The organism is Streptomyces sp. NPDC021100, from assembly GCF_044333095.1.
Classification (GTDB): Bacteria; Actinomycetota; Actinomycetes; order Streptomycetales; family Streptomycetaceae; genus Streptomyces.
Window position 1 is genome coordinate 164,877 of sequence record NZ_JBIRQH010000013.1, and the last position, 21,986, is coordinate 186,862.

At 73.3% G+C, this 21,986-nt stretch carries 14 protein-coding genes; 1 reads left to right on the plus strand and 13 read right to left on the minus strand.

Annotated elements, in window-relative coordinates:
• Positions 1-120 precede the first annotated feature (120 nt).
• The 4 genes from ACH4PU_RS23265 to proB form a co-directional block, all read right to left on the minus strand.
• The gene (locus ACH4PU_RS23265) at positions 121-756 is read right to left on the minus strand and encodes a hypothetical protein (RefSeq protein ID WP_398275187.1); all 636 of its coding nucleotides are present in this window, start codon (positions 754-756) and stop codon (positions 121-123) included.
• Between the two features lie 143 nt (positions 757-899).
• Positions 900-2,204, minus strand: coding sequence for a glutamate-5-semialdehyde dehydrogenase (locus ACH4PU_RS23270; protein WP_398275189.1), 1,305 nt, complete (start codon positions 2,202-2,204; stop codon positions 900-902).
• A gap of 120 nt (positions 2,205-2,324) precedes the next feature.
• Positions 2,325-2,822 (minus strand): hypothetical protein, encoded by a 498-nt coding sequence (locus tag ACH4PU_RS23275; RefSeq protein ID WP_398275192.1) that lies wholly within the window; start codon positions 2,820-2,822, stop codon positions 2,325-2,327.
• Between the two features lie 331 nt (positions 2,823-3,153).
• Positions 3,154-4,290 (minus strand): glutamate 5-kinase, encoded by a 1,137-nt coding sequence (gene proB / locus ACH4PU_RS23280; protein ID WP_398275195.1) that lies wholly within the window; start codon positions 4,288-4,290, stop codon positions 3,154-3,156.
• 331 nt (positions 4,291-4,621) lie between these two features.
• Between proB and ACH4PU_RS23285 the strand changes: the two genes are divergently transcribed.
• On the plus strand, positions 4,622-6,670 hold the full coding sequence (locus ACH4PU_RS23285) for a hypothetical protein (protein WP_398275305.1): 2,049 nt from the start codon (positions 4,622-4,624) through the stop codon (positions 6,668-6,670).
• A gap of 238 nt (positions 6,671-6,908) precedes the next feature.
• On the opposite strand, the gene obgE is transcribed toward ACH4PU_RS23285, so the two are convergent.
• From obgE to mrdA, 9 genes are all read right to left on the minus strand, one after another.
• Positions 6,909-8,348 (minus strand): GTPase ObgE, encoded by a 1,440-nt coding sequence (gene obgE, locus ACH4PU_RS23290; protein WP_185946241.1) that lies wholly within the window; start codon positions 8,346-8,348, stop codon positions 6,909-6,911.
• Between the two features lie 128 nt (positions 8,349-8,476).
• Entirely contained in the window at positions 8,477-8,731 is a 255-nt protein-coding gene (gene rpmA, locus ACH4PU_RS23295) for a 50S ribosomal protein L27 (protein ID WP_004950923.1), read from the minus strand.
• A 14-nt stretch (positions 8,732-8,745) separates the two neighbouring features.
• Positions 8,746-9,066: a 50S ribosomal protein L21 gene (gene rplU / locus ACH4PU_RS23300; RefSeq protein WP_184347503.1), complete on the minus strand. Its 321-nt coding sequence runs from the start codon at positions 9,064-9,066 to the stop codon at positions 8,746-8,748.
• A gap of 324 nt (positions 9,067-9,390) precedes the next feature.
• Complete coding sequence (locus tag ACH4PU_RS23305) at positions 9,391-13,575, minus strand: ribonuclease E/G (RefSeq protein WP_398275200.1); 4,185 nt, start codon at positions 13,573-13,575, stop codon at positions 9,391-9,393.
• Positions 13,576-13,794: 219 nt separating this feature from the next.
• A complete protein-coding gene (locus tag ACH4PU_RS23310) occupies positions 13,795-14,565 on the minus strand; it encodes a TIGR03936 family radical SAM-associated protein (RefSeq protein WP_398275203.1) in 771 nt (256 codons plus the stop codon).
• 250 nt (positions 14,566-14,815) lie between these two features.
• Positions 14,816-16,744: a TIGR03960 family B12-binding radical SAM protein gene (locus ACH4PU_RS23315; protein ID WP_398275206.1), complete on the minus strand. Its 1,929-nt coding sequence runs from the start codon at positions 16,742-16,744 to the stop codon at positions 14,816-14,818.
• A gap of 200 nt (positions 16,745-16,944) precedes the next feature.
• Positions 16,945-18,459, minus strand: coding sequence for a CHAD domain-containing protein (locus ACH4PU_RS23320; RefSeq protein WP_398275209.1), 1,515 nt, complete (start codon positions 18,457-18,459; stop codon positions 16,945-16,947).
• A gap of 118 nt (positions 18,460-18,577) precedes the next feature.
• A complete protein-coding gene (gene rodA, locus ACH4PU_RS23325; RefSeq protein ID WP_398275308.1) occupies positions 18,578-19,777 on the minus strand; it encodes a rod shape-determining protein RodA in 1,200 nt (399 codons plus the stop codon).
• Positions 19,778-19,791: 14 nt separating this feature from the next.
• The gene (gene mrdA / locus ACH4PU_RS23330; protein ID WP_398275212.1) at positions 19,792-21,936 is read right to left on the minus strand and encodes a penicillin-binding protein 2; all 2,145 of its coding nucleotides are present in this window, start codon (positions 21,934-21,936) and stop codon (positions 19,792-19,794) included.
• Between the last annotated feature and the right edge of the window lie 50 nt (positions 21,937-21,986).

The window sequence follows — 21,986 nt, forward strand, 5'->3', positions numbered from 1 at the left end:
ACAACTTGCCGCGAGGGTCCACGGAATCGCCACCCGGTACCACGGCTTCCGGGCGGGTGCCGTCACCGCAGGTCACCCCTGCCATGATCACGCAGGGTGACGAACGGGCGCGGGGAGAGGTCATCCGTGCCGCACCCCCGGGGCCGTGGCCGCCGCCAGTGACGCCGCCGAGGCGACCGGAGCCCTGGGATCCGCCGCGGCGCCCGGCCGGCCCGCGTGCGGCAGGGCCTCCTGCCGCTGCGGGGGCGCGTCCACCCCGGTGGTGGCGGGCGGCGGCGCGGGATCGCGGTCGCCGGAGGACGCCCCGCGGTAGACGGCAGCGAACGCCAGGGCCACCGCGCCGATGCCCAGCAGCACACAGAGCAGCCAGGCCACCGGCCGGTACCAGCGCGGGCGGCCCCGGTAGGGCCGCCGGCGGGCGCCGTAGCGGCCGTAGGGCCCGTACGCGTCGTCCGGATCCAGGTCGTGGGTGAGCGTCCGCCAGGCGCCCGGCCCGCCCGTGCGGCGGCGGGTCCGCCCGTCGGCACGCCGCTCGTACGCGTCGTAGCCCTCGTACCCGTCGTCCTCGCCCGGTCCGCCGCCCGAGCGGGCCCGGGCGGCGAGCACGCGCTCGGCCGCGCTGGGCTCGTGCACCACGGCGGCCCGCACGAACTCCTCGTCGAAGACCACCGCGGCGAACTCGTCCTCGCCTCCGCGGCGGTGGCTGTCGGGCTCCTCGCCGTCCGGGAACGGCTTGCCCCCCACGTCGTCCGGCACGCCCCCAGCGTAGACCCGGAACGGTCAATCCGCGCGGGCGGTACGGGAATTAGGGCCGCCGCCGAACCTCCGGGAAGCCGGCCGCGGACCGCGCGGCCACCGCCCCGTACCGCCCCCGTCGCAGGTCAGCCCCGGCAGCCCGGTCAGCCCCGGACGTGCCCGTCGCCCGTGACGATGTACTTGGTCGAGGTGAGCTCCGGCAGCCCCATCGGCCCGCGCGCGTGCAGCTTCTGCGTGGAGATCCCGATCTCGGCGCCGAAGCCGAACTGCCCGCCGTCGGTGAACCGCGTCGACGCGTTCACCGCGACCGTCGTGGAGTCCACCAGTTGGGTGAACCTACGGGCCGCCTGCTGCGAGGTGGTGACGATCGCCTCGGTGTGTCCGGAGGACCACTGCCGGATGTGCCGCACGGCGTCGTCCAGCGAGTCCACCACCGCGGCCGCGATGTCGTAGGAGAGGTACTCGGTCGCCCAGTCCTCCTCCGTGGCGGGCACCACGGTCGCCTTCGTCCCGCCGGCCAGCGCCCGCACCCGTTCGTCGGCGTGCACCGTCACCCCGGCCTCCGCCAGGGCGTCCAGCGCGGCCGGGAGCAGGCGCTCGGCGATGTCCCGGTGGACGAGGAGGGTCTCGGCGGCGTTGCACACGCTGACGCGGTGCGCCTTGGAGTTGACGAGCACCCGGACCGCCGTGTCGAGGTCGGCGTCGGCGTCCACGTACACGTGGCAGTTGCCGGTGCCCGTCTCGATCACCGGGACCGTGGACTCCTCGACGACGGTCCGGATCAGCGAGGCGCCGCCGCGCGGGATCAGCACGTCGACCAGGCCGCGGGCGCGCATCAGCTCCTTCACGGACTCCCGGCTCTCCCCCGGCACCAGCTGCACGGCGTCCGCGGGCAGCCCGGCGCCCGCCACCGCGTCGCGGACGACGGCGACCAGGGCGGTGTTCGACGCGTACGCCGAGGAGGAGCCGCGCAGCAGGACCGCGTTGCCGGACTTCAGGCAGAGCGCGGCGGCGTCCACCGTCACGTTCGGCCGCGCCTCGTAGACGATCCCCACGACGCCGAGCGGCACCCTGACCTGCCGCAGGTCGATGCCGTTGGGCAGGGTGGAGCCGCGCACCACCTCGCCGACCGGGTCGGGCAGCCCGGCCACGCTGCGCACGTCCGCCGCGATGGCCCGGACGCGCTCGGGGGTGAGCGTCAGCCGGTCGACGACGCCCTCGGCGGTGCCGGCGGCGCGCGCCCGCGCGACGTCCTCGGCGTTGGCGGCGACGATGTCGCCGGACCGGGCCTCGAGGGCGTCCGCGACGGCGAGCAGCGCCGCGTCCTTGGCCGCTCGTGGCAGCGGCGCGAGCTCGGCGGCGGCGGTACGGGCGCGGACCGCGGCACGGAGCACGGGGGACTCGGGGAGAGTGCCGGAGGGGCTGGACGGGAGGGTGTCGCTGCTCATGGGGACGCAGCTTAGTTGCGGCCCGGCCGGCGTGCGCCGAGCGTTCACACCTCGGACGGACGGGCGGGACGCGCGACGGGACGCCGGGGGGGCCGCCCGGCGTCGTCGGAACGGGCGCCGTCAGAACGGGTGCACCCCCACCGGCGCGGCCGGCAGCGGACCGCAGCCCTCCGCCACCCGCTGGTGGTACGTCTCCCGGTCGATGACCTCGAGGCCCACGATCTCCCAGGGCGGCAGCCGGGCCGTCGAGCGGTGCTCGCCCCAGAGCCGCAGGGCGACGGCCGCCGCATCGTGCAGGTCGCGGGCCTCCTCCCAGTACCGGATCTCGGCGTGGTCGTTGGCGTAGCGGCTGGTCAGCAGGAAGGGGTGGTCGTGCGCGAGCTGCTCCAGCGCCCGCCGCACCTCGCCGAGCGGCGCCTCCGCCCCCGAGACGCTGAGGGTGACGTGCCACAGCCGGGACCCGCCCGTGCCGGACCCGTCCGGGCGGTCCGTGCCGGTGTCCTCCCCCCTGCCGTACGCCCCGACGCTGGTCAGGACGGGCTCCTCCCCCGCGGCGCGCGGGATGCGGGAGACCGATCCCCCACCTCGGGGCGGGGCCCCTGGGCGCCCTCGTCTCACCGGCGGCCTCCCTGTTCTGGCCGGCCCCGTGCGCGTCTGCGGCGGAGCCGTGTCGTGCTGGTTCTCCCGCGTACCCGGATTCCCGTCCGGGGCACCGCCCGCCCGCGGCGTCCCCGGCCGGAACGGACCCGGCTCTTAAGAGTTGACCAGCCCGGGGACGGCCGCGGGGTGGTTTTCCGGAAAGGCCGGAGGAAAGGCTGGACTTACCTCGGGACGGGCCTCGGCAGGCGCCCGGATGCCGTACATTTCCCCGCCGAGTCCCCGCCACGGTCCCGCCGAGTCCGGCCCCGCCGTTCCGCCCGCCTGCCGGCCGTCGGGAAGACGCCGGAATTCAGGGGTGGAGAACGACCAGATCGTCCCGGTGCACGACCTCGCGCTCATACTCGGGCCCGAGCTCGCGGGCCAGGTCCCGGGTGGAGCGGCCGAGCAGCTGCGGGATCTCCCCCGCGTCGTAGGCCACCAGCCCACGGGCCACCGCGCGGCCCGCGCCGTCCCGCAGTTCGACCGGATCGCCCGCGCTGAACTCGCCCTCGACGGCCGCGATGCCCGCCGGCAGCAGCGAGCCGGTGCCCCGGACCACCGCGCGCACCGCGCCGTCGTCCAGCGTGAGCGCGCCGCGCGGGGTGGAGGCGTGGGCCAGCCACAGCAGCCGGTCGGCGGAGCGGCGGCCGGTGCGGTGGAAGAGGGTGCCGGTGGGCCGGCCGAGGAGGGCGTCGGCGGCGCGGCTGGCGGAGGTGAGGACGACCGGGATGCCCGCGGCGGCGGCGATCCGGGCGGCCTCGACCTTGGTCACCATGCCGCCGGTGCCGACGCCGGCCTTGCCGGCGCTGCCGATGGAGACGCCTTCGAGGTCGGCGGGACCGGCGACCTCGGCGATCCGCGAGGTGCCCGGGGTGCTGGGGTCGCCGTCGTAGAGGCCGTCCACGTCGGAGAGGAGGACGAGCAGGTCGGCGCGGACGAGGTGGGCGACGAGGGCGGCGAGCCGGTCGTTGTCGCCGAACCGGATCTCGTCCGTGGCCACCGTGTCGTTCTCGTTGACGACCGGGACCGCGCCCATGGCCAGCAGCTGGTCCAGGGTCCTGCGGGCGTTGCGGTAGTGCGCGCGCCGGCTGGTGTCGTCGGTGGTCAGCAGCACCTGCCCGACGCGGCGGCCGTAGCGGGCGAAGGACGCGGTGTAGCGGGCGACCAGGAGCCCCTGGCCGACGCTGGCGGCCGCCTGCTGGCGGGCCAGGTCCTTCGGCCGCCGGTCGAGGCCCAGCGGCGCCAGTCCGGCGGCGATGGCGCCGGACGAGACGAGGACGATCTCCTTCGCGGCCGCGGAATCGTCCAGCACCCGGGCGAGGACGTCGACGAGCGCGTCAACCCGGTCGGCGTCCAGTCCCCCGCCCGCGGTGGTGAGAGAGGACGAGCCCACCTTGACCACGATCCTGCGGGCGCCGGTGACCTCCGGCCGGATCCCTCCGTCCACTCCGGTCGCCGTTTCCTCCGCCGTCCCTGCCCGCACCGTGCTCCGCACCTCTGCTCTCGCCCGCCGGTCCTGCCGTCTTCCGCTGGAAACGGCCAATCTACCGCCTGACGATTGTGGTCGTTCGACCCTATTTTGTGACGGTTGCCGTGACCGAAGATTGCTCCTGGCCCAGCGGCCGTCATACGGTCGGTTGCGGCCGTTGTCCAGACCGTTGTCCCATGACGTGTCCGACCCGGTCCATCCCGATCCCTCAGTTCTCCTGCCAGGAGCCCGCCCAGTGCCTGCCGGAACAGTCCCCCGCCGAGCCGTACAGGCCGCGGCGCTACTCGCGATGCTGGTGTCGTTCGTACTCCAGCTCGTGGGCGCGCTGCTGCCCAACGTGCCGCTCTTGATCGCCACCTCGGCGGCGGGCCTCGCGCTCGATCTCTATCTGCAGCACCGCGACCCCGGTCTGCTCGCCCTGCTCGGCAAGGTCCGGTTCGACGTCATGGTGCGGCAGCTGCTGCGCGACATGGTGATCATGCTGGGGCTGCTGCGGCTGCACGACGACGGCTCGCTGCGCGACTACGCGCCGGTCTTCGTCGGCGTCGTCCTCTTCTACGCGGCCCACCTCGGCTGCCAGGCCGTCGCGATCCTGGTCCGCCGCTCGCGCACCCTGCCGTTCGTGACCCGCAACATCGACGCGTCCGGTCTGCACCTGACCGCCGCCCCGCCGCGCATCCTGGCCCGCCAGCACGGCCGCCGCCTGGTCCGCTTCGCCGTCCCGGCGACGGTGGGCCTGCTGGTCACCGTGGGCACCGGCAAGGCCGCGGGGGCCATGGCCGGCGTCGGCCTGGCCCTGGCCCTGGCCGTCGGCGGGCTGCTGTACCTGGCGAGCTGGCTGCGTCCGGCCAAGCGGATCGCCACCGACGAGCAGGCCATAGAGTGGCTCGACCGCTGGCTGGCCGACTACCGGCCGACCGTGGGCATGTACTTCTCCGGCGGCACCAGCTCCGCCTACCAGGCGAACATGTGGCTCTCCACGCTCGCCCAGCTCGACGGCAAGCCGATCATCGTGCTGCGCGAGCGCTTCATGGTGAAGAAGATCGACGCCACGGACATCCCGATCGTCTGCATCCCCAAGGTCCACCACCTGATGGCCCTGGAGCAGTCGACCCTCAAGGTGCTGCTGCACCCGTCGAACTCCGGCAAGACCTCGCAGGTCCTGCGGATGCCGTCGATCAAGCACGCGTTCATCAACCACGGCGAGAGCGACAAGCTCTCCAGCTGCAACCCGTACTCCAAGGCGTACGACGAGATCTGGGTCGCCGGCCCGGCCGCGCGCGAGCGCTACCAGCTCGCCGACATCGGCGTCGACGACCGGGACGTCGTCGAGGTCGGCCGTCCGCAGCTGGCGCCGATCCTGCCGTACACGGGCGCCCCGACCCGCCCGTTCACCACCGTCCTGTACGCCCCCACCTGGGAGGGCTGGGACGGCAACCCGGGCAACACCTCGGTCATGCTGGCCGGCGAGAACATCGTCCGCGAGCTGCTCGCCGACCCCGCCGTCCGGCTGCTCTACAAGCCGCACCCGATGACCGGCTCCGTCGACCCCCGCGCGGGCGAGGCGAACCGCCGCATCAAGGACATGATCCGCGAGGCCAACGAGCGCCGCGAGGGCCCGCGCCCCGGCCCGGAGGCCGCCGCCGAGCTGGAGCGGATGACCGCCGAACTCCAGGCGCTCACCACCAGCACCTTCCGTCCCAGCGTGGACGAGGCGGAGCGGATGCTCGTCCAGACCGCCCCCGAGCCGGGCCGGTCCGCGGCGGTCGAGGCCGCCACGGCCGCCTGGGAGGCGGCGTACTGGGCCTCGCTGCCCGAGTGGGAGCACCAGATCGTCACCGGCCCGCGGCCGGCCCTGTTCAGCTGCTTCAACCAGGCCGACGTGCTGATCAGCGACGTCTCCAGCGTCGTCTCGGACTACCTGATCAGCGAGAAGCCGTACGCGGTGGCCAACACGAGCGGCATGAGCGAGGAGGAGTTCCTCGCGAACTTCCCGACCGTCACCGCGGCCACGATCCTGACGCCCGACGGCTCCGGCGTCCGCGGCCTGCTCGCCGCCGTCCGCGACCCGCGCCTGGACCGCCTCGCCGAGGCCCGCGCCCAGCTCAAGGTCCAGCTGCTCGGCCCGTCCGACCCGCCGTCCCTGGTCCGCTTCAACCAGGCGGCCCTGGATCTGGCCCACGAGGCCGACGAGCGCGCGGCGCGGGTCGCCGCACGGGCGGCGGCCTCGGAGATCCCGGGCCAGCGGGAGGCGGCAGGCGCCGCTCTGCCGGACGACGACGCGGCTCCCGCCGCTCAGGGTGGGGGCGACTGGTTCAGCCCCGCACAGGGCCGCTGACGCGGTTCTCACATGCGTGAGGGCGGGACCGGGGTGTGGTTGCCCCGGTCCCGCCCTTTCTCCGTTTCTTGCGGGGGCAAGCCCCCGCACCCCCGGACGGGCTGATATTCAGCCCGTCCGGCGTTTGAGGACGAGTGGCGAAGCCGCGAAAAGCGGGGTCTGGGGCGGCAGCCCCAGGAAACGGCGAAGGGGCGGGTCAGGGGCACAAACCCCCGAACCCGCCCCCGCAGGGCACCGCTTACGCGAACGGGTCGAACCCCTGATACTCCTGCTCCGCCTCATCCCGCTCGGCCTGCTTGTCCCGCCGCCGCTGCGCGGCAGGCCGCGGCGCCTCCAGCCGGTGGTCCTCGCCACGACGCCCGAGCATCTCCGCGCCGGCGGCCATCGTCGGCTCCCAGTCGAAGACGACCGCGTTCTCCTCGGAGCCGATGGCGACGCCGTCGCCCGCGCGGGCACCGGCCTTCATCAGCTCCTCCTCGACGCCGAGGCGGTTGAGGCGGTCGGCCAGGTAGCCGACGGCCTCGTCGTTGTTGAAGTCGGTCTGCCGCACCCACCGCTCGGGCTTCTCGCCGCGCACGCGGTAGATGCCGTCGTCCTCCAGGGTGACGGTGAAGCCGGCGTCGTCCACGGCCTTCGGCCGGATGACGATGCGCGTCGCCTCCTCCTTCGGCTTGGCGGCGCGCGCCTCGGCGACGATGCCGGCGAGCGCGAAGGACAGCTCCTTCAGGCCCTGCCGGGAGACGGCCGACACCTCGAAGACGCGCAGGCCGCGGGCCTCCAGGTCGGGGCGGATCATGTCGGCGAGGTCCTGGCCGTCGGGGATGTCGACCTTGTTGAGGACGACGATCCGCGGCCGGTTCTCCAGCCCGCCGTACTCCTTGAGCTCCGCCTCGATGACGTCGAGGTCGCTCAGCGGGTCGCGCTCGGACTCCAGCGTCGCCGTGTCCAGCACGTGCACCAGCACCGAGCAGCGCTCGACGTGCCGCAGGAACTCCAGGCCCAGCCCCTTGCCCTGGCTGGCACCGGGGATCAGGCCGGGGACGTCGGCGATGGTGTAGACGGTCGAGCCGGCCGTCACGACGCCGAGGTTCGGGACGAGCGTGGTGAACGGGTAGTCGGCGATCTTCGGCTTCGCGGCGGAGAGCACCGAGATCAGCGAGGACTTGCCGGCGCTCGGGTAGCCGACGAGCGCCACGTCGGCGACGGTCTTCAGCTCCAGGACGATGTCCTGCACGTCACCGGGCTCGCCGAGCAGCGCGAAACCGGGCGCCTTGCGGCGGGCCGAGGCCAGCGCCGCGTTGCCGAGGCCGCCGCGGCCGCCCTGGGCGGCGATGAAGGTGGTGCCCTGGCCGACGAGGTCCGCGAGGACGTTCCCGCGCCGGTCGAGCACGACGGTGCCGTCCGGCACCGCCAGGACCAGGTCCTGGCCGTCCTTGCCGGAGCGGTTGCCGCCCTCGCCGGGCTTGCCGTTGGTGGCCTTGCGGTGCGGGCTGTGGTGGTAGTCCAGCAGCGTGGTGACGGACTGGTCGACGACCAGGATCACGTCGCCGCCGCGGCCGCCGTTGCCGCCGTCCGGGCCGCCGAGCGGCTTGAACTTCTCACGGTGCACGGAGGCGCAGCCATGGCCTCCGTTACCCGCGGCGACATGCAGCTCGACGCGGTCCACGAAGGTGGTCATAGCGGGTTGCCTCCGATACGTAGGTGGGGGTGTGTCTGTTGTAACGCAGCGAGGGCGGACCCGCTTCCCCGCAGGGGAAGGGAGGTCCGCCCTCGCTGTATCGCTCTACGGAAACCGTGATCGGAAGATCAGGCGACCGGAACGATGTTGACGACCTTGCGGCCACGGTGCGTGCCGAACTGCACGGCACCGGCGTTCAGCGCGAACAGGGTGTCGTCGCCACCGCGACCGACACCGGCACCCGGGTGGAAGTGGGTGCCGCGCTGGCGGACCAGGATCTCACCGGCGCTGACGACCTGACCGCCGAAGCGCTTCACGCCGAGCCGCTGAGCATTGGAGTCGCGACCGTTCCGGGTGGACGATGCGCCCTTCTTGTGTGCCATGTCTCCTCAGTCCCTTACTTCGCGGCCGTCGGGATGCCGGTGATCTTCAGCGCGGTGTACTGCTGGCGGTGACCAATCCGCTTGCGGTAACCGGTCTTGTTCTTGTACTTCAGGATGTCGATCTTGGCACCCTTGTGGTGGTCCACGATCTCGGCCTGAACCTTGATGCCCGCCAGGACCCACGGGTCGCTGGTGACGGACTCGCCGTCGACGACGAGCAGCGTCGAGAGCTCGACCGCGTCGCCCACCTTGCCGTCGGAAATCTTGTCAACCTCGACGATGTCGCCGACAGCAACCTTGTGCTGACGACCACCGCTACGCACGACTGCGTACACGCGGATCTCACTCTCGCTAGTAATCGGGACCTCTGATGCCAGCCGCTCAGACGGGCGGAGCCCGTGCTCTCCGAGTGGATGAGCGGCCTCTCCCGGCGAGGCCGGGAGGGATTTGCTCAGGGGTAGGCGTACAGACGCCGAAAGGCAAGGTTACGGGCCCCCGGGCAAGGGGTCAAACCGGGCCCCGTCCAGCCCGTCCGGCGTTTGAGGACAACCGCGCGGAGCGCGGTTTCGGGGGGGGTGCGGGGGCACAGCCCCCGCAAGAAACGGGAAGGGGCGGGACAGGGGCGACACCCCCATCCCGCCCCGCCCAAGGGCGAACCCTTACTCCTCCGAAGCCTCCGAAGCCGCCGCCTTCTTGGCCGGCGCCTTCTTCGCAGCGGTCTTCTTCGTGGCCGCCTTCTTGGTCGTGGCCGCCTTCTTGGCGGTCGTCGACTTGGCAGCCGTCTTCTTGGCCGCGGCCTTCTTCGCGGTCGTCGTCGTCTTGGCCGCCGCCTTCTTGGTGGTGGCCTTCTTCGCGGCCGTCTTACGGGCCGTCTTCTTGGCCGGAGCCGCCTCGGGCTCCTCCACCACCGTCTCGGCCGCCTCCGGCGTCTCCGGCGTCACCAGAGCCTCGCCGGTCTCGGCCACCGCGGTCGCCTGGACGGCCTCCGGAGCGGTCTCGACCGCCGCGGGAGCGGTGACGACGACCACGGCCGCCTCCTCGCCGCCCGCGGGCGGCCCCGCCGGAGCGGTGACCTTCCGGGTCGCACGACGGCGCGGACGGGCGGGCGCCGCCGGAGCGGGCTCCGGCTCGGCGACGGGCTCGACGACCGTTTCGGCCACCGGCTCGACGACGGGCTCGGCAGCGGCCTCCACGACCGGCTCGACGACGGCTTCCGCCACCGGCTCGGCGGCCGGCTCGACGACGGCCTCCGCCTCCGCCCGCTCCGCCTCGGCACGCTCCATGCGCTCGGCCCGCTTCGGCGCACCCGCCGGCGCGGACGCCTTCCGGGTCGCCCGGCGGCGGCCACGGCCGCCACGGGTCGCCGCGGCGGCCTCCGCCTCGGCCGGACTGGAGAACCACTCGTCCTCGTCCCCGCCGACCGACGGCACCAGCTCCGCCTCGGTCACCGGGGCCGGCTCCAGCTCGGGAGCCGAAGGCCCCTCCAAGGTCTCCTCGGCGGGCTCGACGGACTCGACGGACTCGGCCGACTCGACGGACTCGCCCTGCGAACCGGCGCCACCCTTGCCGCCGCCCCGCTTCTTGCCGCGCTTGCCGCCGCCACCACCGCCACCGCCGACCGAAGCCGGCTGGTCCATGTGGACGATCACGCCACGGCCGTTGCAGTGGACGCACGACTCGGAGAAGGACTCCAGCAGCCCCTGCCCGACCCGCTTGCGGGTCATCTGCACCAGACCCAGCGAGGTCACCTCGGCGACCTGGTGCTTCGTCCGGTCCCGGCCCAGGCACTCCAGCAGGCGCCGCAGCACCAGGTCCCGGTTGGACTCCAGCACCATGTCGATGAAGTCGATCACGATGATGCCGCCGAGGTCGCGCAGCCGCAGCTGGCGCACGATCTCCTCGGCCGCCTCCAGGTTGTTCCTGGTGACCGTCTCCTCCAGGTTGCCGCCCTGGCCGGTGAACTTGCCGGTGTTGACGTCGACGACGACCATCGCCTCGGTCCGGTCGATGACGAGCGAGCCGCCGCTCGGCAGCCAGACCTTGCGGTCCAGCGCCTTCATCAGCTGCTCGTCGATCCGGTACGTGGCGAAGACGTCGACGTCCGACGTCCACTTCTGCAGCCGGTCCACCAGGTCGGGCGCGACGTGCGAGACGTAGCCGTGGATGGTCTCCCAGGCGCCCTCGCCGCTCACGATGACCTTGGAGAAGTCCTCGTTGAAGATGTCGCGGACCACCCGGACGGTCATGTCCGGCTCGCCGTAGAGCAGGCTCGGCGAGCTGGTGGAGATCATCTTGGACTTCTTCTGGATGTCCTCCCACTGCGCCTGCAGCCGCTCGACGTCACGGCGCAGCTCGTCCTCGCTCGCGCCCTCGGCCGCGGTGCGCACGATGACGCCGGCGTCCTCGGGGACGATCTTCTTGAGGATCTGCTTCAGGCGCGCCCGCTCGGTGTCGGGCAGCTTCCGGCTGATGCCGGTCATCGAGCCCTCGGGCACGTAGACCAGGTAGCGGCCGGGCAGCGAGACCTGGCTGGTCAGGCGGGCGCCCTTGTGGCCGATCGGGTCCTTGGTGACCTGGACGAGCACGGACTGGCCGGACTTCAGCGCGGACTCGATGCGGCGCGGGCCGTTGCCCATGCCGAGCGCGTCGAAGTTGACCTCACCGGCGTAGAGCACGGCGTTGCGGCCCTTGCCGATGTCGACGAACGCGGCCTCCATCGAGGGCAGCACGTTCTGGACCTTGCCCAGGTAGACGTTGCCGACGTAGCTGGTGGCCTGCTCCTTGTTGACGAAGTGCTCGACGAGGACGTTGTCCTCCAGCACGCCGATCTGCGTCCGGTCGCCGTTCTGGCGGACGACCATCACGCGCTCGACGGCCTCGCGGCGCGCCAGGAACTCGGCCTCGGTGATGATCGGCACCCGGCGGCGGCCCTGCTCGCGCCCCTCGCGGCGGCGCTGCTTCTTGGCCTCCATACGGGTCGAGCCCTTGATGGACTGGACCTCGTCGAAACCGGTGCCGCCCTCCTTGAGGCGGTCGCGCGGCTCGCGGACCTTGACGACGGTGCGCTCCGGGTCGTCGGTGCCGTTCGCCTCCTCCATCGCCTCGCCGGACCGGCGGCGGCGACGGCGGCGACGGCGGCTGCCCGCGGTCGAACCGGCGGACTCGGCACCGGACTCCTCGGCCTCGGCACCCTCGTCGTCGGCCTGCTCGGCCTCCTCGGGCTCCTCGGCTTCTTCCGTCTCCTCGCCCTCGGCCTCGGCGTCCGCGGCCTCGCCGCGACGACGGCGGCGGCCGCCCCGACGACGACGGCGGGAGGGACGCTCGCCCTGCTCCTCGTCCTCGGCGGCACCCTCGGCGGTCTCCGCCTCCTCGGCCTCCTCGGCCTCGGGCTCACCGGCGGTCACGACGGTCTCGGCCGCCTCGATGGGCTCCGCGGGCTCGCCCCGGCGGCGGCGACGGCGACGGCCGGACGTGACCGGCTCCGCCTCCTCCGCGGCGGGCTCCACGACGGTCCGCTCCTCGGCCGCGTACGCGGCGGCGGCGGACTCCGGTGTCTGGAACATCGGCTCGGTGAACACCGGCGCCTGGAACACGGCGGTCGGCGGGCGCACCGCCCGGCGGCGCGTACGGCCCGGGGCGGCCTCCTCGACGGGCGCGGCGGTCTCGGTGGCGGCCTGCTGCTCGGCCTCGGCGCTCACGGCCCGGCGGCGCGTACGGCGGGACCGCGGCTCCTCCTCGGCGACGGCCGGCTCGGCGGCGGGCGCCTCCGCGCCCTCGACGGCACCGGCCCGACGGCGGGTGCGGCGGGCGCGCGGCTCCTCGGCCACGGGCTCGGCGGCGGGCGCCGGCTCCGGCGCGGCCTCGGCGGCGGCGTTGCCGGCCGCGCGGGTCGCCCGGCGACGGGTCCGCGCCGGACGCACCGGCTCGACGGGCGCCTCGACGACCGCCTCAGCCTCCACGTCCTCTTCCGGCTCCTCGGCCTCTTCCGGCTCCTCGACCTCGTCCTCGACCGGGACGACAGGCGCGGTCACCGGACGGACCGCACGCCGGCGCGTACGCGCCGGGGCGGCGGGCGCGGCGTCCTCGACAGGCTCCACGGGCTCTACGTGCTCCACGGCCTCGGCGGCGGGCGCGGAGGCCGGATCGGCGATCACAGCGGCCTCGGTCTCGGATGCGGCACGCGGCGGACCCGCCGGAGCGCCGGCCCGGCGGACCGCGCGACGACGCGGACGGGCCGGGGCCTCCGCCTCCGCGGCGGGCGCGGCCTCGGGCTCGGCGGCCGGCTCGACCGGGGCGGACGCCTCACCGGCGGTCATGACGGGGCTGGTGGCCTTGCGCGTCGCCCGGCGGCGCGGACGGGCCGGGGCGGCGGGCGCCTCGGACGGCTGGTCCGGCTCGGCGGCGGGCTCCGCGGCGCTCGTGTCGTCGGCGGGCTGCTGGGCAACGGCCTCGGCGGGTCCGCCGGCCTTGCGGACGGCACGGCGGCGCGGACGCGCCGGCGTGGCGGGCGCCTCGGCGGCGGCCTCGGCGGTGTTCTCAGGGGTCTCGGCCTTCTCGGCCGTGGCCGCGGCGCGGGTCGCACGGCGGCGCGAACGCGCCGGAGCGGCGGGCTCGGCGGCCGGCTCCGGGGCAACGGAAGCGGCCCCGGACGCCTCGGACGCCTCGGCGGCGTCGGTCACCGGCGGGCCGGCCGGGCGGGAGGCCACCCGGCGACGGCGGCGCGGGGGCAGCGTGTCGCTGGGGCTCCCGGTCGCGCCGCCGGCGGCCGGCGACGCGCTGGTGGTGTCGTTCCCGGGCGCGTCGTGCGCGTTCCCGGATTCCATGGGCTCAGTGGGTTCGAGCATGCGGGCGGTTCTCCCGTCACGCTCCCGGGCGCCGCGCCGGATTCCGGCCCGCCGGCCCGCGTGATGTGCGCGGTACCGGCGTCCGGGGCGCGGTCGCCGCACGGGAGCTGTCGTCTCGCTCGCCGGGTCCGATCTGCGGCACCGGCGAAAGTCTCCTGGTCAATGCGCCGTACCGGACCGGGGAGGCTCCCTGGTGCACCGGCGGCGCGCGACGCGTCCTTACGCTGGTCCGCCCACCGCCGTCGCCGCGCCGGCGGCCGGTGATGAATCGGCCGTGGCAGCGTCGCGATCGGGCGCGAGCGGATCGGTCACCGTTCCGGTCTCATCGTCAAGCGGCCCCTGCGCCAGCCTGGTCACCGCAGCGGGGACCGGCGGCGCCAGGTCGGCCGTGGCGCGGAGCCCGGACAGGACGTCGTCGGGTCGAACGGCGGGTGTCGAATGCCGAACAACCAGCCGCAGTATCGCACAGGCACCGGTACCGGGCCTATCGGCCGGAGCGGCCGCGGCCTCGAGCCGGCACACGGCACCCCGCGCGTCGAAGGTACGCATCCCGTTCTTGGTGCGGCGCGCGACCTCCACGGTCTCCGCGGCGAGGAACGCCGCCACGGCCCGCTCGGCGTCGGCGACCTCCACCCCGTCCAGCCGCAGCTCCCAGAGGGAGCCCTCCAGCCGGTCGGCGAAGGAGGACGTCCGCGCCTCCACCGCGTCGACGATGTCGAGCCCGGCGGGCAGCGACTCGTCGAGCAGCTCCCGCAGCAGCGCGGGATCACGCGCCTCGGCGAGCTGGATCTCCAGGTACTCGGCCTCACTGCCCGTGCCGGTGGGTGCGGCATTGGCGTACGACACCTTGGGGTGCGGCGTGAAGCCGGCCGAATACGCCATGGGCACCTCGGCCCGGCGCAGCGCCCGCTCGAAGGCGCGCTGGAAGTCACGGTGGCTGGTGAACCGGAGGCGGCCGCGCTTGGTATAGCGGAGGCGGATGCGCTGCACCGCGGGTGCGGGCGGCGGGCCTTCGGGCTGTCGCTTGCCCAGTGGTCTGATCCTTCGTGAGAGCGGTCGTACTGCTACCTAGAGTACGTGCTACAGCGGCCCCTCAAACCCGGCAGGGCCCCTTCTCGGACTCACGTCCTATTCGGTGACGCTCAAACGGGACGTCCTCCCGCACCTCTCCCGTTGACGCCGTCGGCCCCGTCCGAGGTGGACAGGGCCGACGGGGCGGGCGGGTGCTACCGGTCGACGACTACTGGTTGACGACCGAGAGCGGCAGCAACTTCTTGCCCGTGGGACCGATCTGGATGCTGGTGTCCATCTGCGGACACACGCCACAGTCGAAGCACGGCGTCCACCGGCAGTCGTCGACCTCGGTCTCGTCGAGGGCGTCCTGCCAGTCCTCCCAGAGCCAGTCCTTGTCGAGGCCGGAGTCCAGGTGGTCCCAGGGGAGGACCTCCTCGTAGGTGCGCTCGCGAGTGGTGTACCAGTCGACGTCGACGCCCTGCGGGGGCAGGGTCTCCTCGGCGCACTTCATCCACTGGTCGTAGCTGAAGTGCTCGCGCCAGCCGTCGAAGCGGCCGCCGGACTCGTAGACCGCGCGGATGACCGCGCCGACGCGGCGGTCGCCGCGCGAGAGGAGGCCCTCGACGATGCCGGGCTTGCCGTCGTGGTAGCGGAAGCCGATCGAGCGGCCGTACTTCTTGTCGCCGCGGATCTTGTCGCGCAGCTTCTCCAGGCGGGCGTCGGTCTCCTCGGCGGAGAGCTGCGGCGCCCACTGGAACGGGGTGTGCGGCTTGGGCACGAAGCCGCCGATGGACACCGTGCAGCGGATGTCGTTGGAGCCGGAGACCTCGCGACCCTTGGCGATGACGTTGACCGCCATGTCGCCGATCTGGAGGACGTCCTCGTCGGTCTCGGTCGGCAGGCCGCACATGAAGTACAGCTTCACCTGGCGCCAGCCGTTGCCGTACGCGGTGGCGACGGTCCGGATCAGGTCCTCTTCCGAGACCATCTTGTTGATGACCTTGCGCATGCGCTCGGAGCCGCCCTCGGGGGCGAAGGTCAGGCCGGAGCGGCGGCCGTTGCGGGTCAGCTCGTTCGCGAGGTCGACGTTGAACGCGTCCACGCGGGTCGACGGCAGCGAGAGGCCGATCTTGTCCTCTTCGTAGCGGTCGGCGAGGCCCTTGGCGATGTCACCGATCTCGGTGTGGTCGGCGGAGGACAGCGACAGCAGGCCGACCTCCTCGAAGCCGGTCGCCTTCAGGCCCTTCTCGACCATCTCGCCGATGCCCGTGATCGAACGCTCCCGCACCGGGCGGGTGATCATGCCCGCCTGGCAGAAGCGGCAGCCGCGGGTGCAGCCGCGGAAGATCTCGACGGACATCCGCTCGTGCACGGTCTCCGCGAGCGGGACCAGCGGCTGCTTGGGGTACGGCCACTCGTCGAGGTCCATGACGGTGTGCTTGGACACGCGCCACGGCACGCCGGAGCGGTTGGGGACGACGCGGGCGATCCGGCCGTCGGCCAGGTACTCGACGTCGTAGAACCGCGGGACGTACACGCCACCGGTCTTCGCCAGGCGGAACAGCACCTCGTCGCGCCCGCCCGGCCGGCCCTCCGCCTTCCAGGCCCGGACGATCTCCGTCATCTCCAGGACGGCCTGCTCGCCGTCGCCGATGACCGCGCAGTCGATGAAGTCGGCGATCGGCTCCGGGTTGAACGCCGCGTGCCCGCCCGCGACGACGATCGGGTCGTCCACCGTGCGCTCGCTCGCGTCCAGCGGGATGCCCGCCAGGTCCAGCGCGGTGAGCATGTTGGTGTAGCCGAGCTCGGTGGAGAAGCTGAGGCCGAAGAGGTCGAACTCCTTGACCGGGCGGTGGGCGTCCACCGTGAACTGCGGCACGCCGTGCTCGCGCATCAGCGCTTCCAGGTCCGGCCAGACGCTGTACGTGCGCTCGGCGAGCACGCCCTCGCGCTCGTTGAGGACCTCGTACAGGATCATGACGCCCTGGTTGGGCAGCCCGACCTCATAGGCGTCGGGGTACATGAGCGCCCAGCGGACGTCGCACTCGTCCCACGGCTTGACAGTGGAGTTGAGCTCGCCGCCGACGTACTGGATGGGCTTCTGCACATGCGGGAGCAGGGCCTCGAGCTGTGGGAAGACCGATTCGACAGGCATCTCGACGAACTTTCGTGAGCTGGCAAGGGGCGACTCTCAAGCGTAACGTGCCGCGGCCGCGCCCCCGCACGGCGATCTTCAGCACCCCGCGACGGCGGGGACCACACCCGGGACATTCGGCGTGTGCCGGTCGACTCGGTCGGAGCACTCCCGCCGCGGCGGGAACCACCGCCCTCCCCAACGACCGCGCCGCGGCCGCGTCACCCCTCCGCCATTCGCTCCCACACCCCCGCCAGCGCCCGCTCCCCCTCCGCCGCCCGCGCCTCCTCGCGCCCGTACAGCAGCCCGTACGTGAACGTCGCCTCCCCCGCCACCGCCGCCTGGGCGCTGATCAGGCGCAGGGCGTTCCGGGTGAGGACGCTGTCCTGGTGGTCGCCGAGGACGGTCTGGACGGCCTTGAGGCGCTTGGCGAGGCGCCTGGCGTCCTTGCCCAGCGCCGGGACCGCCGCCTCGGCCGCGTAGCGGGCGCGCTTGGCGGCTTTGCGGGCCTCGTGGAGGGCCGCGTCGCGGGCCGGTCCCGGGTCGGTGGCGAGGGCGTGCGCGATCCGGGCCGCGAGCCGCTCGTGGTCCCGGCGCACCGCCTTGACCAGCACCTTCTCCGAGGCGCCGGCGGCGGACGGGCGGAGCGGCGGGTCGGTGACGAGGGCGTCGAGCCGGTCCAGCAGGGCCAGGTGGCGCTCGCTGTCGAGGGCGGCGGCGACCCGGCGGCGGGTCTCGGCGCGGCTGCGGTTCGACCAGATGCGCAGGCGGGCGCGGACCGGGCCGCGGACGAGGGGGCGCGGGAGGTCGTCGAGGTGGTGCCGGAGTCGTTCCACGACCACCTCGCGGTCGCGGTCCGCACCCAACTCGACGGCCAGCCAGCGGAGTTCCGCACCCAGGGTGTCGGTGGTCCGGGGGTCGAGGAGCCTGCCGTAGGTGCGGAGGGCGCTGCGCAGCCGCCGGGTGGCGACGCGCATCTGGTGGACGGCGTCCTCGGTGCCGAGGCGGGCGCCGGGGTCGAGGGCGACGACGGCCTCGGCCTGCTCGCGGAGGTGGTCGAGGACGACGCGGGCGGCTTCGCCTGCGGCGGGGGCGGGCGGCGGGGGCTCCGGAGTGGTCTCTCCGGCGAGGGCCCGCGCGAGTTTGCTGCCGGCGCGCGACGGGCGCAGTCCGGCCTCGCGCAGGCGTGGTTCGAGGACGTCGAAGAGGCCGGGGTCGGCGCCGGGGGCGAGTTCCACCTCGACCTCGGTCCAGGCGGCCATCGCCCCGGGGTCCTCCCCCGCGGGCCGCCCGGCGGTGACGGAGTCGGTGCTCACGTCGGCGAGGAGGGTGCCGTGCGCGTCGAGGAGATGCCGTACGTCGCGGCGCGAGACGACGTGGGCCAGCGGGACGAGCGGGTTGCCCCGGGTGCGGGCGCGGACGAGGGCGGCGAGCCGGCGTGGGATCCCGTCCGTGAGCGGGGCGCGCACCTCGTCGCGCACTCCGGGGGCGACGGGCAGCTTGAGGTGCCATCCGGCGTCGCCTCCGGTGCGGCGGCGCAGGGTGATGCCGGCGGCGAGGAGGCGGCGGTCGGCGGTGTCGTAGTAGACGGCGTCGAGGACGTCCGTCCCGCGGTCGACGACGCGGGCGACGGGTCCGGCCCCGCCGAGGTCGGGCAGCCGTACCGGGGACGTTCCGTCGCCGGCCTCGTACTTCCGCTCGATCTCCCGCGCGATCGCGCTCCGGACCCGGTCCATGCCGTCGAATCTAGCCGCCGGACGCGCCCGGCGGCAGACCCGATCTCGGACACCGCCGGGCCGCGGCCCCGGTGCCGGCCGCCGACCGCCGGCGGCGCCCCCGAAGCCCGGCCCCGGGCTACGCCGACGCCAGCGGCCGCTGCACCTTGATCGATTGAAGGAGTCCGACGGCGATCCAGGCGACGAACATCGACGTGCCGCCGTACGAGACGAACGGCAGCGGCAGTCCCGTCACGGGCATGATCCCCAGCGTCATGCCGATGTTCTCGAAGGCCTGGAAGGCGAACCAGGCGATGATCCCGGCGGCCACGACCGTCCCGTAGAGCTCGGTCGTCTCGCGGGCGATGCGGCAGGCGCGCCAGAGGACGACGCCGATCAGGAAGATGATCGTGCCCGCCCCGACGAAGCCCAGTTCCTCGCCCGCGACGGTGAAGATGAAGTCCGTCTGCTGCTCGGGGACGAACTGCCCGGTGGTCTGGGAGCCGTGGAAGAGGCCGGAACCGGTGAGGCCGCCGGAGCCGATGGCGATGCGGGCCTGCTTGGTGTTGTAGCCGACGCCGGCGGGGTCGAAGGCGGGATTGGCGAACGCGGCGAAGCGGTTGATCTGGTACTCGTCCAGTATCCCGAGCTGCCAGATCAGCACACAGCCCAGTACGCCCGCGCCCAGCAGCCCGGCGATCCACCGGTTGGAGGCGCCGGAGGCCAGCAGCACGGCGAGCACGATGACGACGAGGACCATCACCGAGCCCAGGTCCGGCATCAGCAGGATGACGAGGATGGGCACGGCGGCGATGCCGAGCGCCTGGAGGACGGTGCGGTGGTCGGGGTGCGGCCGGTCCCCGGCGTCCACGGCCTGGGCCAGCAGCATGGCCATGCCCAGGGTGATGGTGATCTTGGTGAACTCGGAGGGCTGGATGGAGAACCCGCCGCCGAGCTGGATCCACGACCGGGCGCCGTTGATCGTCGCGCCCAGCGGGGTGAGCACGGAGAGGCAGCCGAGCACGGAGACCACGTAGAGCACCGGGACCGCGCCGCGCAGCGTCCGGTGGCCGGCCCAGACGGCGCCGGCGGCGAGGGCGAGCCCTATGCCGATGTTGAGGAGGTTGCGCAGCAGGAAGTAGTACGGGTCGCCGTGGGTGAGCTCGGTGCGGCCGCGGGTGGCGGAGTAGACGAGCAGGGTGCTGAAGCCGGACAGGACGAGCGCGGCGAGGAGCATCACCCAGTCGAGGCGGCGGACCACGGAGTCGCGGTCGGTGAGCCGGGCCCAGGCCGAGCGCTGCGGGGCGAAGCGGCGGATGCGGAAGCCGTCGGCGCTCATACCGCTCATGTCGCTCACTCTTCCTGCTTCTCTTCCTTGCGGGCGGGCTCGGACGGCGGCGGGTCGATGTGCGCGGCGACGATACTGCCGTCCTTGTCGATCTTCGGCAGGCCGGCCTCGGGCCGCGGCAGGAGCGCCTTCTTTGCGTCGATCTTCCCTTGTTCGTCCACCCCGTAGAGGGCGTTGTAGATCTTGCGGACGGCCGGTCCGGAGGCGCCGGAGCCGGTGCCGCCCTGGGAGATCGTCATGACGATGGTGAAGTCCTTGGTGTACGTGGCGAACCAGGACGTCGTCTGCTTGCCGGCGACCTCGGCGGTGCCGGTCTTGGCGTGCATCGGGATCTCCTTCTGCGGCCAGCCCTGGAAGCGCCAGGCGGCGCTGCCCTGGGTGGCGACGCCGGCCAGCGCGGCGTCGAGCTGGTCGCGGGTCTTCCCGTCGAAGGGCAGCTTCCCGTGCGCCTTCGGCCGGATCTCGCGGATCCGCTTGCCGTCGGGGCTGACGATCGCCTTGCCGACGGTGGGGTCGTGGAGGGTGCCGCCATTGCTGATGGCCGCGTAGATGGTGGCCATCTGGATGGGGGTGACGAGGGTGTCGCCCTGCCCGATGGAGTAGTTGACGGAGTCGCCGGCGCGCATGCGGGCGAACGACTCGCAGTTCTCCTTGGCGATCTCGGCCGCGTAGTCGCCCTTCCCCGCCCCCTGGCCCTGTTTGCACCAGGTGTCCTTGTTGGCCTCCCAGTACCGCTTCTTCCAGTCGCGGTCCGGGACCCGGCCGCGGACCTCGTTGGGCAGGTCGATGCCGGTGGGCTTGCCGAGGCCGAACTCGTGGGCGGTCCGGTAGAACCAGTCCTTGGGGTGCTTGGGGTTGTTGCCGCCGTCCTTCTGCCACTGCCGGTAGGCCAGGTCGTAGAAGACGGTGTCGCAGGAGACCTCCAGGGCCCGGCCGAGGTCGATCGGGCCGTACCCCTTGGACTCGAAGTTCTTGAAGACCTGGTGGCCGATGTTGTACGAGCTCGAACAGTTGTATTTGTCGGTGAACGGGTACCCCGCGTTGACGGACGCCGTGGCGGAGATGACCTTGAACACCGAGCCGGGCGCGGACTGGCCCTGGATGGCCCGGTTGAGCAGCGGGTAGTCGGAGTCCTTGCCGGTCAGCGCCTGGTAGTCCCTGGCGGAGATGCCGCCCACCCAGACGTTGGGGTCGTAGGTGGGGTTGGAGGCCATGGCCACCACCCGGCCGGTCTTGGACTCCATGACGACGACGGCGCCCGCGTCGGCCTTGTAGGTGGTACCGGTGTTGCGGTCCATCTCCTGCCGGGCGTCCTTCATCGCCTGGTCCAACTCCCGTTCCGCTATGGCCTGCACGCGGGCGTCGATGCTGGTGACGACGTTGGAGCCGGGCTCGGCCCGGTCGCTCCTGGCCTTGCCGATGACGCGGCCGAGGTTGTCGACCTCGTACCGGGTGACGCCGGCCCGGCCGCGCAGCTCGGCGTCGTACTGCCGCTCCAGACCGTTGCGGCCGATCTCGTCGGAGCGCATCAGCGGGGTGCGGGAGTCCTTGGCCTGGGTGATCTCGTCGTCCGTGACGGGCGACAGATAACCCAGCACCTGGGCGGTGTTGGAGCCGCCGGGGCCGGGGTAGCGGCGGACGGCCATCGGCTCGGCGGTGATGCCGGGGAAGTCCTCGGCGCGCTCGCGGATCTGCAGGGCCTGCTGGGTGGTGGCCTCGTCGGTGATGGGGATCGGCTGGTACGGCGAGCCGGCCCAGCAGGGCTTGGGCGTCTTCGCGTCGCACAGCCGCACCTTGGCCGCCACGTCCTCCGGCTTCAGCCCGAGCACCCCGGCGAGCCGGGTGAGCACGCCCTTGCCCTTGTCCCTCATCTTCATCAGGTCGGTGCGGTCGGCCGAGACGACCAGCCGCGTCTGGTTGTCGGCGAGCGGAATGCCGCGCGCGTCCAGGATCGAGCCGCGGGTGGCGGGGACGATGACCTGCTGGATGTGGTTGCTGGCCGCCTCGGCGGTGTACTCGTCGCCGTTGCGGATCTGCAGGTACCAGAGGCGTCCGCCCAGCGTCAGCAGGAGCGAGACGACGAGGATCTGGATGACGACCAGCCGGATGGTGATCCGGGAGGTCCGGCCGGTCTCGGGGATGTTGCTCACCGGGCGGCTCCTCGGGGTCGGTCCGGCCGGCGGTGCGCGAACGGATCGGC